The sequence below is a fragment of the Flavobacterium sp. ov086 genome, assembly GCF_900187965.1.
Classification (GTDB): domain Bacteria; phylum Bacteroidota; class Bacteroidia; order Flavobacteriales; family Flavobacteriaceae; genus Flavobacterium.
In genome coordinates this window covers 119,589-136,134 of sequence record NZ_FZNL01000017.1, presented here as the reverse complement: position 1 = coordinate 136,134, position 16,546 = coordinate 119,589, and the positions used below count along the sequence as shown (strand labels likewise).

Genomic DNA, 16,546 nt, shown 5'->3' with positions numbered 1-16,546 from the left:
TTAAAAGTCAATATCTAAATACTGAATAATGAAAAAAATATTATTGCCTTTCTTTTTTATAATATCCTTTTTTGGAAACGGACAAAATCTATACATTAAAACATACGGAAACGAAAAAGACAAAGCTGTCATTTTTATTCATGGCGGTCCAAGTGGAAATTCAACTTTGTTTGAAAGCACCACGGCTCAAAAATTGGCTGATCTTGGATTTTATGTCATTGTTTATGATAGAAGAGGCGAGGGAAGATCTACAGATCCGGAAGCAAAATTTACGTATCAGGAAGCTTTTCAGGATTTAAATGCAATTTATAAAGAGTATCATTTAAGTAAAGCGATACTTTTGAGTCATAGTTTTGGTGGTTTGGTAGCAACTCTTTATACCGAAAAATATTCGCAGAATGTAAGTGCACTTGTTTTGGCGGGTGCTTTGTTTTCGCAACAGGAAACGTACGATCATATTTTAAATTCCCTGACTAAGAAATATACTAAGAATCTAAATCCTGAAGAACTTAAGAAAATAAGTTCTATTGAAAAATTAGATAAAAATTCAGCTGAATATAGAAAAGCTTGTTATGATTTGGCTGGTGAAAATGGTTATTTCAAAATGCCAAATCCAACTGAAGCATCAAAAAAGCTCTATGCAGATTATGAAGTGAGCGAATTTTATAAAACGAATATTAGAAATAAAAGCGCTCCATTGCTTTTCTATAAAAATGAAAAACAAAACAATATTGACAGCAGACCTGCTTTAAATAAAATAAAAGCAAAAAGAGTTTCCATTTTTGCTATTTATGGCAAAGAAGACGGCATTTTTTCGACTGCACAAATCAAGTCTATTAAAAGTTTAGTTGGCGAAAACCATTTTGCTTTATTAAACAATTGCTCGCATTATTTGTTTGTAGACCAGCAAAATGAATTTCTATCCAATGTAAAGAAATGGCTGAATTAAACGGGTTCACGATATAAGTTATATAAGTTCATTTAATACTAATTGCGTAGTCTAACATGAACTTAGATTAGTTATATGGTAAATTATTTTTTTGCAATATTTTATGAATTTTTTATTTAGAATTAATATAAATAATATTTATATTTGTTGGAATAAAATGATTTACGATGAGAGAAATAGAGCAAATATATCATAACAACTTCGGAATTGCCTTTTATTGGAAAAAGGAAAACGCAACTATATTAGACAAAGTACAGTTGGTATTTAAGGAAACCGGCTTTTATTTTACAGTACAGGAATTAAATCATTTTTGCGATTTAATCGAAGATAGTATGATCGAAAATGCTTGTTGTGAAGCTTGTGAATTGAAATACTCGTGTCATAAATTCTTATTGAAAACTCCTTGTGCTTCTATAGATTTAGCTGTTTCAATGACGGAATTAAAATCGATTAAAGATTTAGTTGAAGGTTCTTTATTTCGAATTGACTTAGATGAGTATATTTATGGAGTTGGCTTAAATTAAGAAGTATTCTAAATATTTTAACAACAATTTTTCATTGCCGTAAATATATTTTGATTTTATTCAAAAAAAAGTATATTTACGGTAATGAAAAAATCACGCATTCTTTTTGCCATTGTTGTTTTGGCGGTTTTCTTAACAAACTGCACAAACAAATCTGATGAATATATTGATCCTCGCGGAACTGATTATGCGGGTTCAGAAAGTTGTATTCAATGTCATAAAACACAATATGATATGGCTTTGCAAAGTTCTCATTTTAAAGCAACTGCTCCAGCGATCTTAGGCAATGTTTTGGGTAATTTTGATAAAAAGGGTCACGTTTTTATCTATGATAAAAATACCAAATTGGTCATGGAACAACGCAATGATAGTCTTTATCAGGTTTTATATAAAAACGGAAAAGAAGTTGAGGCGCATCGTTTTGAGATTGTTTTTGGGGCTAAACATGCTCAAACTTCGGTTTACTGGCGTGAAAAGAATACCTACGAATTACCGGTTTCTTATTATAAGGCTATAAATGGTTGGGCTACAAGTCCCGGATTTCCGGCTGATAAACCTTATTTTGACCGAATGGTGATGAAGGATTGTTATTCCTGCCATGCTTCAAATATTAGTAGTAGAAGTGTGGGGCAGAAATCAACAGAAAAAAACTTTATGTCTATGGATGTTGAAGATATTATTGATCCTAAAACGATTGTTTACGGGATTGATTGTGAGCGTTGCCATGGACCAGCAAAAGATCACGTTCAATTTCATCTTAAAAATCCAAACGTAAAAATTGCAAATAGCATCACAAGTTATAAAACATTAAATCGACAACAGAAACTTGATGCTTGTGCACTTTGTCATGCAGGAAATGACGATATGAAAATGAAATCTCGTTTTGATTTTAAGCCCGGAAATAATTTATCTGAATTTTACAGAGATACAAGAAGTATAACGGATACGGCTAAATTTGATGTGCATGGAAATCAATTTCGTCTAATGTCGCAAAGCAAATGTTTCATTAAAAGCGAAAAAATGGATTGTATTACATGTCATAATCCGCACGAAAATGCTTCTAAAAATATCACTTCATATTCCAAAATTTGTATGAGTTGTCATCAGGGGTTAAAACACAATGAAAAGACTCTAAAAATGACGTCAGGAAGCTTATTGGCTAATAATTGTGTAGAATGTCATATGCCGAAAAAATCATCCGGAGCGATTAAATTTCAGCTTTCTAATAGTAAACAATTGTCGAATTATATTTTGAGAACGCACAAGATTGGAATTTATCCTGCGAATCAAAAATAATTATGATTCGAATTTTTGAAGTTCAAACGTTTCACCATCAAAAACACCGTAGGTAAAATACCCGATCCAGTCGCCCAGATTTACATATTTTGATTCTTCTCCCACAGGAATAATCATTGGTAAGTGACGATGTCCGAATATGAAATAATTATAATGTTTGGTTTCGAGTTTACGTTTGGCATACAAAACCAACCATTCGTTTTCTTCACCCAGAAATTTTACATCTTCGTCGCCTGAAATTAATTTGTTTTTTACTGATAAATACTGGGCTAAACTCACGCCAACATCAGGATGTAACCAACGGAAAAGCCATTTTGAAAACGGATTTGTAAATACCTTTTTCATTCTTTTATAACCTTTGTCGCCAGGACCTTTTCCGTCGCCATGACCAATTAAAAAAGTTTTTCCGTTGAATGTAAACTCTTTATTATCATGATAAACGGGAATATTTAATTCAGTTTGAAAGTAGTCATTCATCCATAAATCATGGTTTCCGACAAAAAAGTAAATCGGAATTCCGCTATCGCGAATTTCGGCTAATTTGCCTAAAACGCGTACAAAACCCTTTGGAACAACTGTTTTGTATTCGAACCAAAAATCAAATAAATCGCCTAATAAAAAAATAGCTTCTGCATCTTGTTTTACGACATCTAGCCAAGCCACAAATTTTTGTTCGCGAGGCAAACTCAATTCAGGAGTTGGAGCTCCAAAATGCTGGTCAGAAGCGAAATATACTTTTTTCATTTAGATTATTAGATTGTTAGATTTGGTTGTATGTCATCCTGAGCGCCCCGAGACTTCGGGAGAAGGATTGGAATTTTCTTTTTTCTATTTACAAATTATCAGAAGCATACCATTCGGCAAACGACGATTCTGTTTCTTGAAGTTTTAGTGAGAAAAGAGAGATTTCAGAAGGTAAACGTGCAATGATTCTATCGGCAAAATCTACAACCATGTTTTCGCTTGTTGGCTGGTAATCAACTAAAATTACGTGATGACCACGATTTTTTAATTCATTTGCCAATTCGACATGTGGAGTTGTTTCGTTAAAAACCGTTGCGTGATCAAACTGATCAACGATTTCTTCTTTTACAATTTTCTTTAGATCCGAAAAATCAATTACCATTCCGAATTTTACATTTGATCGATCTGTAATTGGCGAACCAATAACGGTAACCGACAATTTATAACTGTGGCCGTGAACGTTTTTGCATTTTCCGTCATAGCCATATAAAGCATGACCGGTTTCGAAACTAAATTGTTTTGTAATTCTGATATTACTCATCGATTTGAATTTTAGGTTGCAAATTTACGAATTAATAACCGTTTTTATCTCTTTTTTTAGCACGGTTATACATCCAGTAAGCAATTCCTACTAAAATCACAAATGGAAGAAATGATCCAATCAAAACTCCAATTTGATAACTGCTGTCCGGAGCTGTCTTAAGTTTCTCTGCAACATCGACTTTTTGGAATAATGAAATAATATACATTTTATTGAAATTTTAATTGATATATAGTAATATTGGTATGAATAATAAATTCCAAATTCCAACTGGAAATGGAGTTATATTGGAATTTGGAATTTCTTTTTTTACTTCTTAAATTGAGTCAAAGCATTTCTGCTGAAATCTGATAAAACTAATTTTCCGGTAATTGCGGCACGTTCAATAAGAAGGAATTCCCAATGTTCTGTTCCTTCCCAGATAATTTTTTTCATTTCGAATAAGGCTTCCGGATTATATAAACTTAGTTTTTCTGCGAAATTTTTAACTGCAATATCCAATTCGTCGGCATTATGAAGCGATGCATAAAGTCCGTTTTGAAGTGCCCAGTTTGCCGATTTCCATTCGTGTGCTGCGAGCGTCATTTCGGCCATTGCTGTTTTTCCAATTTTTCGGGTAACTGCGGGTTCAATCACAAAAGGACCAATCCCAATAGCAAGTTCGGATAATTTTATAGCGCTTTCGGGTGTGGCTAAAACATAATCGCATGCTGAAATAATACCAACGCCGCCGCCAACAGCCTTGCCCTGAACTCGACCAACAATAATTTTAGAGCAAGTGCGCATAGCGTTTAATAAATGAGCAAATCCGGAGAAAAACTCCTTTCCTTGTTCTTCATTTTTTACAGCCAGAAGTTCGTCAAAAGAAGCACCAGAACAAAAAACTTTCGAGCCTTCGCTTTGTAAAACAATAACTGAGATTGTTTTATTTTGGTTTAATAAATTGATTTGGGCAGTTAAACGATTTAATAATTCACGTGGAAAAGAATTGCTTGCCGGATGACCGAATTGTACTGTTGCAATAGCATTATTTAAAGTGGTTTGTAAAGAACCGTTTTGATTTTCTGAACTCATAAAAATAGATTTGATCGTAAAGTTACGGTTTTGGAAAATATTTTCAGTCGAAGCGATTTGAAATTTGTTTTTTGAGAATTAATTGACTTTATTTGCTAACGCTTTGGGGGATTAGCTCATTTGGCTAGAGTGCTTGCCTGGCAGGCAAGAGGTGACCGGTTCGAATCCGGTATTCTCCACAAATATTTTTAAGTCTATAAATCTTGATTTATAGACTTTTTTTGTGCCTAATTGAATTAATTGTATGACATAAAAATTTTACTATTTTTGAATAGACTAAAAAAAATATAAACCCTAATAATACCAATAGAAGATAATGAATGATAAGATTAATTTATTAATTATTGTGACTGTAATCTCGTTATTCATTTCTTTATTTCTTGCTTTTTTTCTACTTACAATCAAAACAAAGCATAAGACAAGTAATTCCCTTTTTGCTGTTTTTTTAATTTTAACTGCAATAGATACCAGTCAAACTATATTTGACTTAATCGTTGATGGACCATCAAATTTCGGGATGTTAAGGGCTTTATCCGCTTTCTTGCAGATTCCTGTTTTTTATCTATATGTATTATCTGTTTGTTATTCAGATTTTAAACTTAAACCCAAATATCTAATACATCTGGTTCCATTTTTAATTGCGAATCTGGTTTTATTACCTCGCTTTTATATAGTGGATTTTGCCTCTAAAATTAATTTTATCAAAAACTATCAAAGTATGATTGAAATACAGTTCAATCATATCCTTATACATGTTCAGCTAATTGTATATATTATTGCTGTTTTTGTGGTATTAAGAAAGGCCAAAAAGCTATATCTTGAAAATAATGCAGGTACAACAAGCATTGAATCTTACAATTGGTTATTTCAGTTCACGATTGTACTGACTGTTTTGTATTTGCTTGCTATTTTAAAAAACATTTTTAAATTTTCGGATTATCTGTACATCTCAGAATTGATAAAAATTGGGCTTTTGGTGTTTCAGTTGTTTATTATTTGTTGGTATTTGTTTAAGGCATTAAGCAATCCTGGTATATTTAGAAATATTGATTCAAAATTAAAACTTGTAAAAGATTTAATTTCTGAAGAAAAAAATAATGGAGAATTAGTCACAAATGAAAAAGAGTATAACGAAGAGTTATTGAAATTGAAGCAATATATGGTTGAAGAAAAGCCATTTCTAAATCCTTCTTTAACGATTCAGGATGTTTCCGCAACTATTGAAATTCCAGTTCGCGATTTATCTCTTTTAATTAATCATAAATTAGAACAGCATTTTTATGATTTCGTGAATACTTATCGCATTGAGGAAGCTATGGAAATTTTAAAAGATAGTACTAAAAGTAAGATGACTATTCTGGAAATTCTATATGAAGTTGGTTTTAATTCTAAATCTTCTTTTAATACGGCTTTTAAGAAACACACCAGTAATACACCAACTGAATATCGTAAAAACTTGTCATTTAATGCTTTGTAATTACTAGTACGCGTAGTTTTAATTATTCGTACTTATTTTTTAAAACAAATGCGTTCGAGTGTTTTTATTCGGTCACACAGGTTTTATTTCTCCCGCATCTTTGTATCGAAATAAATTTTTAACCTTAAAAATTACGATACAATGAGAAATATTATCTACCTACTGCTTCTTGTAGTAACAATTGCAAGCGGTCAAACAAACAAAAAAGTAATATCAAAAGAAAGAGATTATAGTTTTCTTACGGACAGTTTAAATATTGATAAACAACTTGAAAAATATAAACTTGCGGGATTTAGTGTTGTTGTTTTCGAAAATTACGAGATAGTTTATTCAAAACAATTTGGTGTTAAATCAGCAAATTCAAAAGAGAAAATAGATAAAAATACCGCTTTTTCTACCGCTTCAATTTCAAAACCAATTACAGCGCTTCTTTGTTTTATGCTTGAAGAGAAAGGATTGCTCAATTTAGACGCTCCTATAGATGGTTATCTAAAACGCTGGCACTTGCCAAAGAGTAAGTTTACTGAAAATAACAGCCCAACCTGGAGACAATTTCTCAATCATACTGCTGGTACAACTCAAGGTGGATTTGCAGATTATTATGAAGGTGATACAATCCCGACAATAAAACAAAGTCTTTTAGGAAAGATTCCAAGATATGATAAAGAAATTGAATTCTTGTTTACGCCGGGAACAAGTTGGGAATATAGCGGTGGTGGTTATGTAATTGTCCAAATGGCATTAGAAGATACTTTTAGTAAATCTATCAGAGAACTTGCTGCAGCATATATTTTTTCACCTCTTGGGCTAAAAAACACAACAATGATACAACCTAATGAAAAAGGGTTTCCAACAAATGTAGCTCTTGTTCACGATGAAAATGAAAAGATTATTAGAACTGGTTTGCCAATCACACCACAAGTTGGAGCATCAGGAATGTGGTCTACACCAACAGATTTAGCTAAATTAGCTATTGAGATGCAGAATGCCTTACGCAATAAAAACAATAAAGTGATTTCTAATAATGTTGCAAAAAAAGTAACAGAAGTAAGCGCTTTAAAAGATGCTGTTGGCGGCTGGAGTTATGGATGGCAAAAGTCTTTTGGTTATAATAATTATGAGTGGTTTGTATGTAACGGTTCAAATACAGGAGTTGGAGGTAGTGTTTTTGCTACTATGAAAGATGGAAACGGCTTTGTGTTTCTGGCCAATGGCGAAAAACCAAATCGTTTTCCTGTAATGGCACAAACTCAAAGAAAGATCCTGACATTAATGGGCTGGGACAATAAAGCTTCTAATGAAGAAACTCAGGAAATGCCTTCAAGCCTAAAAGAAAAACTAATTGGAACTTATGATGATTTTCTTTATGGACAGAATATGGAAACCAAAATCGTAGAAAAAAATAATCGTCTGTATGTTGAATCTCCACTTGTAGAACATTTTAAAGGGAAAAATGATGCTGAGTTAGTGTATCTTAAAAATGGATTATTTAAAATTATAGATTATCCAAACTTGTTAAAGTTCGATTTTAAGGACGGAAAATTGAGTTCAGTAGTGCTGATAAGAGGTGATATGACTGCTGAAGGTAAATTAAAGCTTAAAGGAGATATTGCTAAAAGGTAACGAGATTCTTAAAATTGGATTCCGATTGCGAATGATGGATTTTAATCCGTTGAAGCGAAAAGAAAATAGCTTTTATAATATTTGACTACAATCCTAAATCAAGAACATAAGATATCTTAACCGCAATATTATCTTCGAATTTCAACAACTGATTTGGGCCATAACGATAAAATCCGCCAAGACCAAAACCTTTAAAAATCTTGTTTAGTTCAATTCCGGATTCAAAGAAACCTTTGTCCAGTGTTTTGTAAGTTGGACCAACATGCTGTTCCGGGTTTTCCATATTTCCCCACGCCATTCTGGTTACAAGTACCAATGATGGGCGTACTTTTTTGAAGATTGTAATTCGGTCAAAACCGTGTTTTATTTGGAAAAATATATATTGACTTGAGAAGAACTCATTAAAATACATGGTTTCAAAACTGTTTCTACCGGCAAAAGTAATACGTTGTACAACTGTTTCTTTTGTTAGATTATTAGGCATTGTGTTATACAAGTGCGTAATTGGAACATCGCCGATTGCGTAACCTCCCTGAAGGAGTAAACTGGTTTTTTGACCGTTTAGATATTTTTTTTCGTACTCAGTTTTGAAATCTATTTTACCAAAAGTAAAGTCGTTTTCTAAAACATTTGGTAACGATTGTGTGTATTGAAAAGTAAATCTTGGAAATCTTTTTTCAGATTCATTTCTTCCGGTTGGCGTTTGCATGAAATCACTAAAAGGTGCCCAAACAATCGAAAGCATTGCCGTAGTCATGATGTAACTCGAATATAATTGTCCGTTGTAATTGAAAAGATAATCGAATTTGGGCTCCACATAGGTTCGGGCTAATTCAAAAATAGCTTCAGTTTTGGGAATAATCTTGGTCTGAACATTGGCTTTCCAGCTAATGTATTTGTAGAAAGTGCTAATGTTGATTGGTCGTGGATCATAAATTTTAAAGACACGCTTATCTACTGCAAAAACAGTACTCGCAATCTCCCGAACATCATCTGTATAAGATCCATTTAGCCAGGTATTGGTGCTTTTGTCGAGCAAAACGCCTGAGCCGATACTGTATTTAACTTCGCCATCTTTGGTTCCGTAAGCAGAATATCCTTCGATTCTAAAGCTTTTAGAAAAACGATCATTTGTGATTCCACCCAAACCAAGACGAAAACCCTCATAATTATTGTAGCTGATGATTTTTTTCAAGTCCAAATCAACAGGCCCTATTGGGAAGTAGCCATTGATAATTTTTCGCCCGAGACCCAAACGCTTTTCAATTCTTTTTTTAACAGAAAGACTGTCTATTAATAAGTACGTTTTTTGGCTTTTCAGGTCCAAACTTTCTTTTCTGTAGGTATTCCAGAATTCTTCGGGTTTTTTGCTTGCGTCGTCTTTAATTTCAATATAAAGAGATGGATTTTTTATTGGAGCAGTTGTGTTGTAATGAATATCAAAGTTGTTACTTTCTGAAAGTAAATAAGTAAAATCAGAAGCCGATTTTTTTCTCGGTTCAAAATTATCTTTAACATCTCCGTCAAACTGAATTGTTCCGCCTAAAATCTTAATGTCGTCGTCGTTTTTCCCTTTTACAATCTTGAAAGTAGTGTTGCTCTGAAACCATATTTTCTCACTCGGAACATATTCAAATTCATGAATTCCGCTAATGTCCAAAACGCCTTTTATTCGCATTACCGCTTTGGCGACAGCAAAATTTTCCTGATCGATATATAAAACACCTTCTAAACCGGATGATTTTCTTTTTTGTTTGTTTTTAAAGTAAATCATATAAGTTTCGCGTCCTTTTATGTTTACAGTATCCAATAATTTGTAGTTGTAATTTGAAGGCGCTCCGTTTGAGATTGGGTTTTCATATTTGGTTTCGAACAATTCATATCTTGAGCCATAAATCGAAATAGATTGCAAATTGAATGCTATAATCTCATAAATAGGTTGTTTGAAACCTGACATTTTGGTACCCAGAACAGTTTCTTTGAGTGTATGATCTCCAAATTGATATTGAGAAACTTTCTCCGTTTGAAACAAATGCTGTTTGTTTATAATTTCTTTAAACTTATAATCTGATGAATCAATATTGATCTTTTTTTTATTGAAATCTTTATAAGCTGCAGAAGAATCAATTCTACCGTCGATAGAATCAGGATTGGCAGTTACAATAAGTTTGTTGTATGTTTTGTACTCAAAACTGTTGAGTCTTTTTTGAGGATTGTTTTGGTTTTTATTAGCAATAACCTTTTTTATGATAGTCAAAGCGGGATTTTCGTTAGAAACGACGACTTCTTTTAAATCATCTGTTTTTTGAGAAAGTGAAACAGAATAGAATTTTTTATTTTCTGTAACGGCAATAATTTTAGTCTGAAAACCAATGTATGAAATAGCAAAAGAGCTTGTTTTTTCGGTTATTCTAAAATCAAACTTTCCGTCAACATCTGTAATAGTATTGGTATTGTCTGAAGTTGTAATAGTTGCAAAAGGAAGAGGCTTGTTGTTTGAATCTGTTACGATTCCGTTTATTTGAAATTGCGCCTGAATACTAAGCGTGAAGAACAAAGTCAAAAAACAAAATAGCTTCATAAAGAGGGTTATAGTTTCAAAAACGAAAACAATGTACTTTTGGTATGCAAAAATAAGAATAAAAAAATCCGTCTGGCACAATTTTAACCAAACGGATTCTTAATTTATTGTTTAAAAAATTAGACTTTCATGATTTCAGCTTCTTTAGCTGCTAACAATTCGTCAATTTTTTTAATATAAGTATTTGTTAGATTTTGCACTTGCTCTTCTGCAGATTTACAAATATCTTCTGAAGTTCCTTCTTTTTCTAATTTTTTGATATCAGTATTAGCATCTTTACGTACGTTACGAACACCAATTTTCGCATCTTCGGCCTCAGATTTTGCTTGTTTAGCAAGATCTCTACGACGCTCTTCTGTCAAAGGCGGAACACTAATAATGATTACATCACCATTATTCATTGGGTTAAAACCAATGTTTGCAACCATAATTGCTTTTTCGATAACTTGAAGCATGTTTTTTTCAAAAGGCTGCAATGTGATTGTTCTGGCATCGGGAACACTAATTTTTGATACTTGCGAAAGTGGTGTTGCTGAACCGTAATAATCTACAAAAACGCTTCCAAGCATTGCCGGAGAAGCTTTTCCTGCACGAATGTTAAGAAATTCTTTCTCTAAATGCGCAATCGAACCGTTCATTGATTCTTCTGTACTATCTAATATAAATTCTATTTCTTCAGTCATTTTTTTTTAGATTTTTAGATTTTCAGAGAATACATTTTTAGATTTCTAAAAATGTATTCCTCTAATTTACTAACTAATATAATTTTATTTTTTGAATATTGTTTTTAAACGATTGTCTAAATTTAAAGAAATCTATCCCGATAGCTATCGGATCTAAAAATCTGGTAATCTAAGTAGTCTAAATATTGACTACTGTTCCTATGTTTTCGCCTTCGCAGATTTTCAAAAGGTTACCAATTTTGTTCATATCAAAAACAACGATTGGTAATTTATTTTCCTGACTAAGTGTAAAAGCAGTTGTATCCATTACGTTAAGTCCTTTTTTAAGAACATCGTCAAACGAAATGAAATCGAATTTTACCGCCGAAGCATTTTTCTCAGGATCACAATCATAAACTCCGTCAACGCGAGTTCCTTTTAGGATCACATCAGCATTGATTTCGATTCCTCTTAAAACCGCTGCAGTATCAGTTGTGAAATATGGATTTCCGGTTCCGGCACCAAAGATTACAATTCTTCCTTTTTCAAGGTGACGATCTGCTCTTCTTTTGATGTATGGTTCTGCGATAGATTCCATTTTTAAAGCAGTCTGTAAACGCGTTTTCATTCCTTTGTCTTCAAGTGCACCTTGTAAAGCCATTCCGTTAATTACGGTTGCAAGCATTCCCATATAATCGCCTTGTACTCTATCCATACCTGCGCTTGCACCAGCAACGCCTCTAAAAATATTTCCTCCTCCAATAACAATAGCAATTTCTACTCCTTTACTGTGAATTTGCTTAATTTCTTCAGCATATTCGGCTAATCTTTTAGGGTCAATTCCGTATTGTAAATCACCCATTAAGGCTTCGCCGCTAAGTTTTAGAAGAATTCTTTTATATTTCATGTTTGTGTTGCGTTAATTTGTGCAAATATAGACATATTCTGATTTTTAAAAATAATGTTTACAAAAAATTAATTGCTCTTTCTTTTTTAAGGAAATAAAGCTTTTGTAATTTATTTCTGTTGAATGTGATAAATGTCATTCTTGCGTTTACTTTTAATTTGTAATTTTAGCATATTCAAAACGAAACATGTATGAAAAGTATTGTAGCCAAGGCATTATTCCATAGTTATTCTTATGTGGAATATCGAAAATTAGTTACCGATTTATTGTCAGAAGGAAAATCAACAGGAGATGAACAATCTGAAAGTTTGACTCATTATACAAGTCTGAATGAAGCCAGAATGAATCGACTAGAGAAAACTATCAAGATTTCTGAAACGGTAACAACAAAGCTGCAAAACTTAGACAATCATTACATTTGGCTGGTAATATCTGAAGGCTGGTGCGGCGATGCGGCTCAAATACTTCCTATCATTGATAAAATGGCGCATGAATCGAATAAAAAGATCGATCTCAGGATTGTTTTGCGCGACCAAAATGATGATTTGATGAATAACTACTTAACGAATGGCGGAAGAGCAATTCCAAAAGTTATTGTGATTTGCAAAGAAGCAGGAATTGTTCGTGCTGATTGGGGACCTAGACCAAAAGGAGCTACTGAATTAATGGCGAACTATAAAAAAGAATTTGGAGTTATTGATGAAAAAATCAAAACCGATTTGCAATTATGGTATTTGGCTGATAAAGGAGTTTCTGTTCAGCAGGAATTAGTCGAAATTATGGAGAATATTAAATATAACCGATTATAATTTTTATAATAAAAAAATCGTTGAAACGCTATGTTTTTCGGGCAATTGACTGAAAATAAGTATTTTGACAGTAAAAAATGTGTTAAAATATTTTTTTGTAGCATAGAAATTTTGTAACTTGCTGATATAGTCCCACTTCTATTATCTACTTTCTGATTTACTCTTTTTATTGGTGTTTATTTAATCCTTTAACAATTAAAAAATACACTATCATGAAAAAGTTATTTAACAAGTTTTACGATTTTATTTCAGGTTTACTATTTGGCGGAAAAAATATCCCACATTATTAATTCCAAAAAGGCCAACTATGAGATAACTGTACTTTAACTTAGAAGTGCACATTATACTATTGCCTCATTTTGTAATGTGCTATTGTTTTTTATTTCAAATTTAGACTCTCTTCAAACAATGTAATATCAATTGCATTTGTTACATCGTAATCTCCAATTTTAGTTCGGCGTAAAACCGTTAAGTGAGATCCTGAATTCATAGCTTTTCCAAAATCAAAAGCTAATGAGCGAATATAAGTTCCTTTGCTGCAAACTACTCTAAAATCAATTTCGGGTAATGCAATTCGGGTAATTTCAAATTCGTGAATCGTTGTTTTTCTGCTTGCAATTTCTACTGTTTCTCCAGCACGCGCATGTTCATATAAACGAACGCCGTCTTTTTTGATTGCTGAGAAAATAGGTGGTTTTTGATCGATTTCACCAAGAAATTGTTTCACTGTTTCGTGAATCAAAGCTTCATCAATATGAGACGTTGGAAAAGTCTCATCGATCTCTGTTTCTAAATCATACGATGGAGTAGTGGCGCCAATATAAAAAGTTCCGGTATATTCTTTTGCCTGACCTTGAAGCTCAGAAATTCTCTTGGTAAATTTTCCTGTACAAACTAATAATAATCCGGTTGCCAAGGGATCTAAAGTTCCGGCGTGACCAATTTTGAACTTTTTTGGAAGTCCAACTTTATTAATTAAAAGGTATTTTAATTTATTGACAGCTTGAAACGAACTCCATTTTAAAGGTTTGTCAATCAATAAAACTTGTCCGTCTAAATATTCTTCAGTTGTCATTATAAAATCGTAAGGGGATGAATGAAAAAGTGAATCAGTAATAAAATGATTCCGGCAATTATTCGGTAATAACCAAAAACTTTAAAACCATTTTTAGTTAGGAAACCTATAAAAGATTTAATAGCCAAAAGTGCTACAATAAACGCAACAATATTACCAATAACTAATAAGTTAACCTGACTTTGAGATAAATCATATCCTGCTTTGTAATAATCATAGCATTTTTTTACCGTTGCGCCCAACATTGTTGGAACAGCAAGGAAAAATGAAAATTCTGCAGCTGTTGTTCTTGATAATTTCTGAGACATTCCGCCAACAATACTTGCCCCACTTCTTGAAACTCCGGGAATCATTGCTATACATTGGAATAATCCAATTTTGAAAGCTTGTAGATAAGTGATTTCCTGTGAAGTTTCTGCTGTATTTGGTTTGTTGAACCATTCGTCTACTTTCAATAAAATTATTCCTCCTATTAAAAGAGAAATCGCAACTGTAACCGGATTTTCTAATAAACCATCAATAAAATCACTTAGCAATAATCCCAAAACTACCGCCGGAATAAATGCAACTAAAAGTTTAAAGTAAAAATCAAGTGTTTGAAAAAAGCGTTTAAAATATAAAACGACTACTGAAAGTATTGCACCAAGCTGAATAACAATTGTAAAAAGTTTGGTAAAATCATCGTGTGCGATTCCGAAAAAAGAAGAGGCAATAATCATATGACCAGTTGAAGAAACAGGTAAAAATTCTGTGATTCCTTCAATAATGGCAAGAACGATAGCTTGTAATGTATTCATGTATTAGATTGTTAGATTTTTAGACTTTCTTAGACTTCTTAGATTTTCAGTAAAGATTAATCTAATAATCTAAAGATCTAAGAGGTCTAAGAAGTCTGAAAAAAAAGTCTATTTAGATTTTTTGAAAATAGAATAAATCGTGATTCCAAAACCAATTAAAACAGTTGTTGGAGCTAAACGAATACGTCTAAAACTAAAAACATCTTCATTAAATACATTCGGATTATCACTTCCTCCACCAGACATTAGGATAAACCCAAGTGCGATAACACCAATTCCAATTAATAGAATTTTGTAATTTATACCATCAAAAAGAAATTCTTGTTTTTGTGGTTGTTCTGTATTGTTGTTGTTTTTCATTTTTATAAGTTTGTAAGCCTGAGCGATCCCGAAATTTCGGGAGAAGGCTTTATTATGAGTTTATTTTAAAAATCTAAAATCTACTCCCGATAGCTATCGGGAGTAATCTTTAATTAATAAAGATCGTCAGTTCTTAAATTCAGGAAACGTTGTGTTGCAAAGTGTGTACTTACCCAAGTGATCAAAACTCCTAATCCAAAAACGGCTAATAAAACCAATCCTATTAAGGCTTTGTCTTCTAAAATTCCTAATCCAGGGAAATTTGATTCAACATAAAGTAAAAGGGCAATTAAAGCAATAATTGCTAATCCGGCACCTAACATCCCTAGTTTTACGCTACGCATTACAAATGGCTTACGAATAAACGATTTTGTAGCACCAACCATTTGCATGGTTTTAATGATAAAACGGTTTGAGTGAATGGATAAACGTAATGAACTGTTGATTAATAATACGGCAATTACCGCAAGGAAACCGCTGATAATCAAAATCCACATACTTACTTTTTTGATGTTATCATTTACCAGATTTACTAATTGTTTGTCATAAACAATATCTTCAATCATAGTATTTTGTCGTAAAATGCTTTCGATTTTTGAGATGCTGTCTCTCTCAACATAATCAGCTTTTAAGTGAATGTCGTAAGAGTTTAATAATGGATTTTCTCCCAAAAAGGTTAAGAAATCTTCACCAATGATATCTGTATGTTCTTTTGCTGCTTTTTCTTTAGAAACATAAGCATAAGATCTTGCGAAAGGCGCCCTTTTCAATTCGGTATTGAATGCTTTTATTACACTATCATTAGCCTCATTTTTGAAGAAAACCGTCATCGCGATTTTTTCTTTAAAATCATTGGCTAGTTTTTTAGAATTGATAATGAATAATCCCAGTACTCCCAAAAGGAATAATACCAGGAAAACACTTAACACAACCGAAAAATAAGAGGAAATTAACCTGCGCTTTTGAAATTTATCAAAGTTAGAACTCATAGTTTGCTTAAATTATGTGGTAAAAATAATAAAGTATTTCTTTATTTAAAGTTAATAACGATCAAACTTTTAACTTTCGTACAATAAATATACGATTAGATAATTAATAAAAAGTTTATTTAACCGCAAAGTACGTTA

The 16,546-nt window shown here is 32.4% G+C and carries 17 protein-coding genes and 1 tRNA gene; 7 read left to right on the top strand and 11 right to left on the bottom strand.

Annotated elements, in window-relative coordinates:
• Positions 1 to 28: 28 nt before the first annotated feature.
• From CHB81_RS18055 to CHB81_RS18045, 3 genes are all read left to right on the top strand, one after another.
• Positions 29 to 949, top strand: coding sequence for an alpha/beta hydrolase (locus CHB81_RS18055; protein WP_089353242.1), 921 nt, complete (start codon positions 29 to 31; stop codon positions 947 to 949).
• A gap of 167 nt (positions 950 to 1,116) precedes the next feature.
• Positions 1,117 to 1,473: a hypothetical protein gene (locus CHB81_RS18050; RefSeq protein WP_089353241.1), complete on the top strand. Its 357-nt coding sequence runs from the start codon at positions 1,117 to 1,119 to the stop codon at positions 1,471 to 1,473.
• An 84-nt stretch (positions 1,474 to 1,557) separates the two neighbouring features.
• A complete protein-coding gene (locus CHB81_RS18045) occupies positions 1,558 to 2,769 on the top strand; it encodes a cytochrome c3 family protein (protein ID WP_089353240.1) in 1,212 nt (403 codons plus the stop codon).
• On the opposite strand, the gene CHB81_RS18040 is transcribed toward CHB81_RS18045, so the two are convergent.
• The 4 genes from CHB81_RS18040 to CHB81_RS18030 all read right to left on the bottom strand — a co-directional run bounded on the left by CHB81_RS18040 (position 2,770) and on the right by CHB81_RS18030 (position 5,128).
• The gene (locus CHB81_RS18040) at positions 2,770 to 3,513 is read right to left on the bottom strand and encodes a UDP-2,3-diacylglucosamine diphosphatase (RefSeq protein ID WP_089353239.1); all 744 of its coding nucleotides are present in this window, start codon (positions 3,511 to 3,513) and stop codon (positions 2,770 to 2,772) included.
• An 88-nt stretch (positions 3,514 to 3,601) separates the two neighbouring features.
• Positions 3,602 to 4,054, bottom strand: coding sequence for a 6-carboxytetrahydropterin synthase (locus CHB81_RS18035; RefSeq protein WP_089353238.1), 453 nt, complete (start codon positions 4,052 to 4,054; stop codon positions 3,602 to 3,604).
• Positions 4,055 to 4,085: 31 nt separating this feature from the next.
• Complete coding sequence (locus CHB81_RS26925) at positions 4,086 to 4,262, bottom strand: hypothetical protein (RefSeq protein ID WP_165902285.1); 177 nt, start codon at positions 4,260 to 4,262, stop codon at positions 4,086 to 4,088.
• Between the two features lie 101 nt (positions 4,263 to 4,363).
• Positions 4,364 to 5,128, bottom strand: a complete 765-nt coding sequence (locus CHB81_RS18030) for an enoyl-CoA hydratase/isomerase family protein (RefSeq protein ID WP_089353237.1) — start codon at positions 5,126 to 5,128, stop codon at positions 4,364 to 4,366.
• Positions 5,129 to 5,233: 105 nt separating this feature from the next.
• On the opposite strand from CHB81_RS18030, the gene CHB81_RS18025 reads away from it, so the two are divergent.
• The 3 genes from CHB81_RS18025 to CHB81_RS18015 all read left to right on the top strand — a co-directional run bounded on the left by CHB81_RS18025 (position 5,234) and on the right by CHB81_RS18015 (position 8,228).
• A tRNA-Ala gene (locus tag CHB81_RS18025) sits at positions 5,234 to 5,307 on the top strand.
• Between the two features lie 539 nt (positions 5,308 to 5,846).
• Positions 5,847 to 6,605, top strand: coding sequence for an AraC family transcriptional regulator (locus CHB81_RS18020; RefSeq protein ID WP_254921159.1), 759 nt, complete (start codon positions 5,847 to 5,849; stop codon positions 6,603 to 6,605).
• A 141-nt stretch (positions 6,606 to 6,746) separates the two neighbouring features.
• The gene (locus tag CHB81_RS18015) at positions 6,747 to 8,228 is read left to right on the top strand and encodes a serine hydrolase (RefSeq protein ID WP_089353235.1); all 1,482 of its coding nucleotides are present in this window, start codon (positions 6,747 to 6,749) and stop codon (positions 8,226 to 8,228) included.
• An 85-nt stretch (positions 8,229 to 8,313) separates the two neighbouring features.
• Here CHB81_RS18015 and CHB81_RS18010 read toward each other — a convergent pair whose 3' ends face one another.
• The 3 genes from CHB81_RS18010 to pyrH form a co-directional block, all read right to left on the bottom strand.
• Positions 8,314 to 10,809 carry a DUF5686 family protein gene (locus CHB81_RS18010; RefSeq protein ID WP_089353234.1) on the bottom strand — a complete coding sequence of 832 codons (2,496 nt, stop codon included), beginning with the start codon at positions 10,807 to 10,809 and terminating at the stop codon, positions 8,314 to 8,316.
• 119 nt (positions 10,810 to 10,928) lie between these two features.
• A complete protein-coding gene (frr, locus tag CHB81_RS18005) occupies positions 10,929 to 11,492 on the bottom strand; it encodes a ribosome recycling factor (protein ID WP_089353233.1) in 564 nt (187 codons plus the stop codon).
• Between the two features lie 178 nt (positions 11,493 to 11,670).
• Positions 11,671 to 12,378, bottom strand: a complete 708-nt coding sequence (gene pyrH / locus CHB81_RS18000; RefSeq protein ID WP_026983543.1) for a UMP kinase — start codon at positions 12,376 to 12,378, stop codon at positions 11,671 to 11,673.
• Positions 12,379 to 12,569: 191 nt separating this feature from the next.
• On the opposite strand from pyrH, the gene CHB81_RS17995 reads away from it, so the two are divergent.
• Entirely contained in the window at positions 12,570 to 13,187 is a 618-nt protein-coding gene (locus CHB81_RS17995) for a thioredoxin family protein (protein ID WP_089353232.1), read from the top strand.
• Positions 13,188 to 13,566: 379 nt separating this feature from the next.
• On the opposite strand, the gene truB is transcribed toward CHB81_RS17995, so the two are convergent.
• The 4 genes from truB to CHB81_RS17975 form a co-directional block, all read right to left on the bottom strand.
• Entirely contained in the window at positions 13,567 to 14,262 is a 696-nt protein-coding gene (gene truB / locus CHB81_RS17990) for a tRNA pseudouridine(55) synthase TruB (protein ID WP_089353231.1), read from the bottom strand.
• On the bottom strand, positions 14,262 to 15,059 hold the full coding sequence (locus CHB81_RS17985) for an undecaprenyl-diphosphate phosphatase (RefSeq protein WP_089353230.1): 798 nt from the start codon (positions 15,057 to 15,059) through the stop codon (positions 14,262 to 14,264). Before CHB81_RS17985 ends, truB begins: the two co-directional genes overlap by 1 nt.
• A gap of 108 nt (positions 15,060 to 15,167) precedes the next feature.
• Complete coding sequence (locus CHB81_RS17980) at positions 15,168 to 15,419, bottom strand: DUF3098 domain-containing protein (protein ID WP_089353229.1); 252 nt, start codon at positions 15,417 to 15,419, stop codon at positions 15,168 to 15,170.
• Between the two features lie 113 nt (positions 15,420 to 15,532).
• Positions 15,533 to 16,408, bottom strand: a complete 876-nt coding sequence (locus CHB81_RS17975) for an ABC transporter permease (protein ID WP_089353228.1) — start codon at positions 16,406 to 16,408, stop codon at positions 15,533 to 15,535.
• Positions 16,409 to 16,546: the final 138 nt, after the last annotated feature.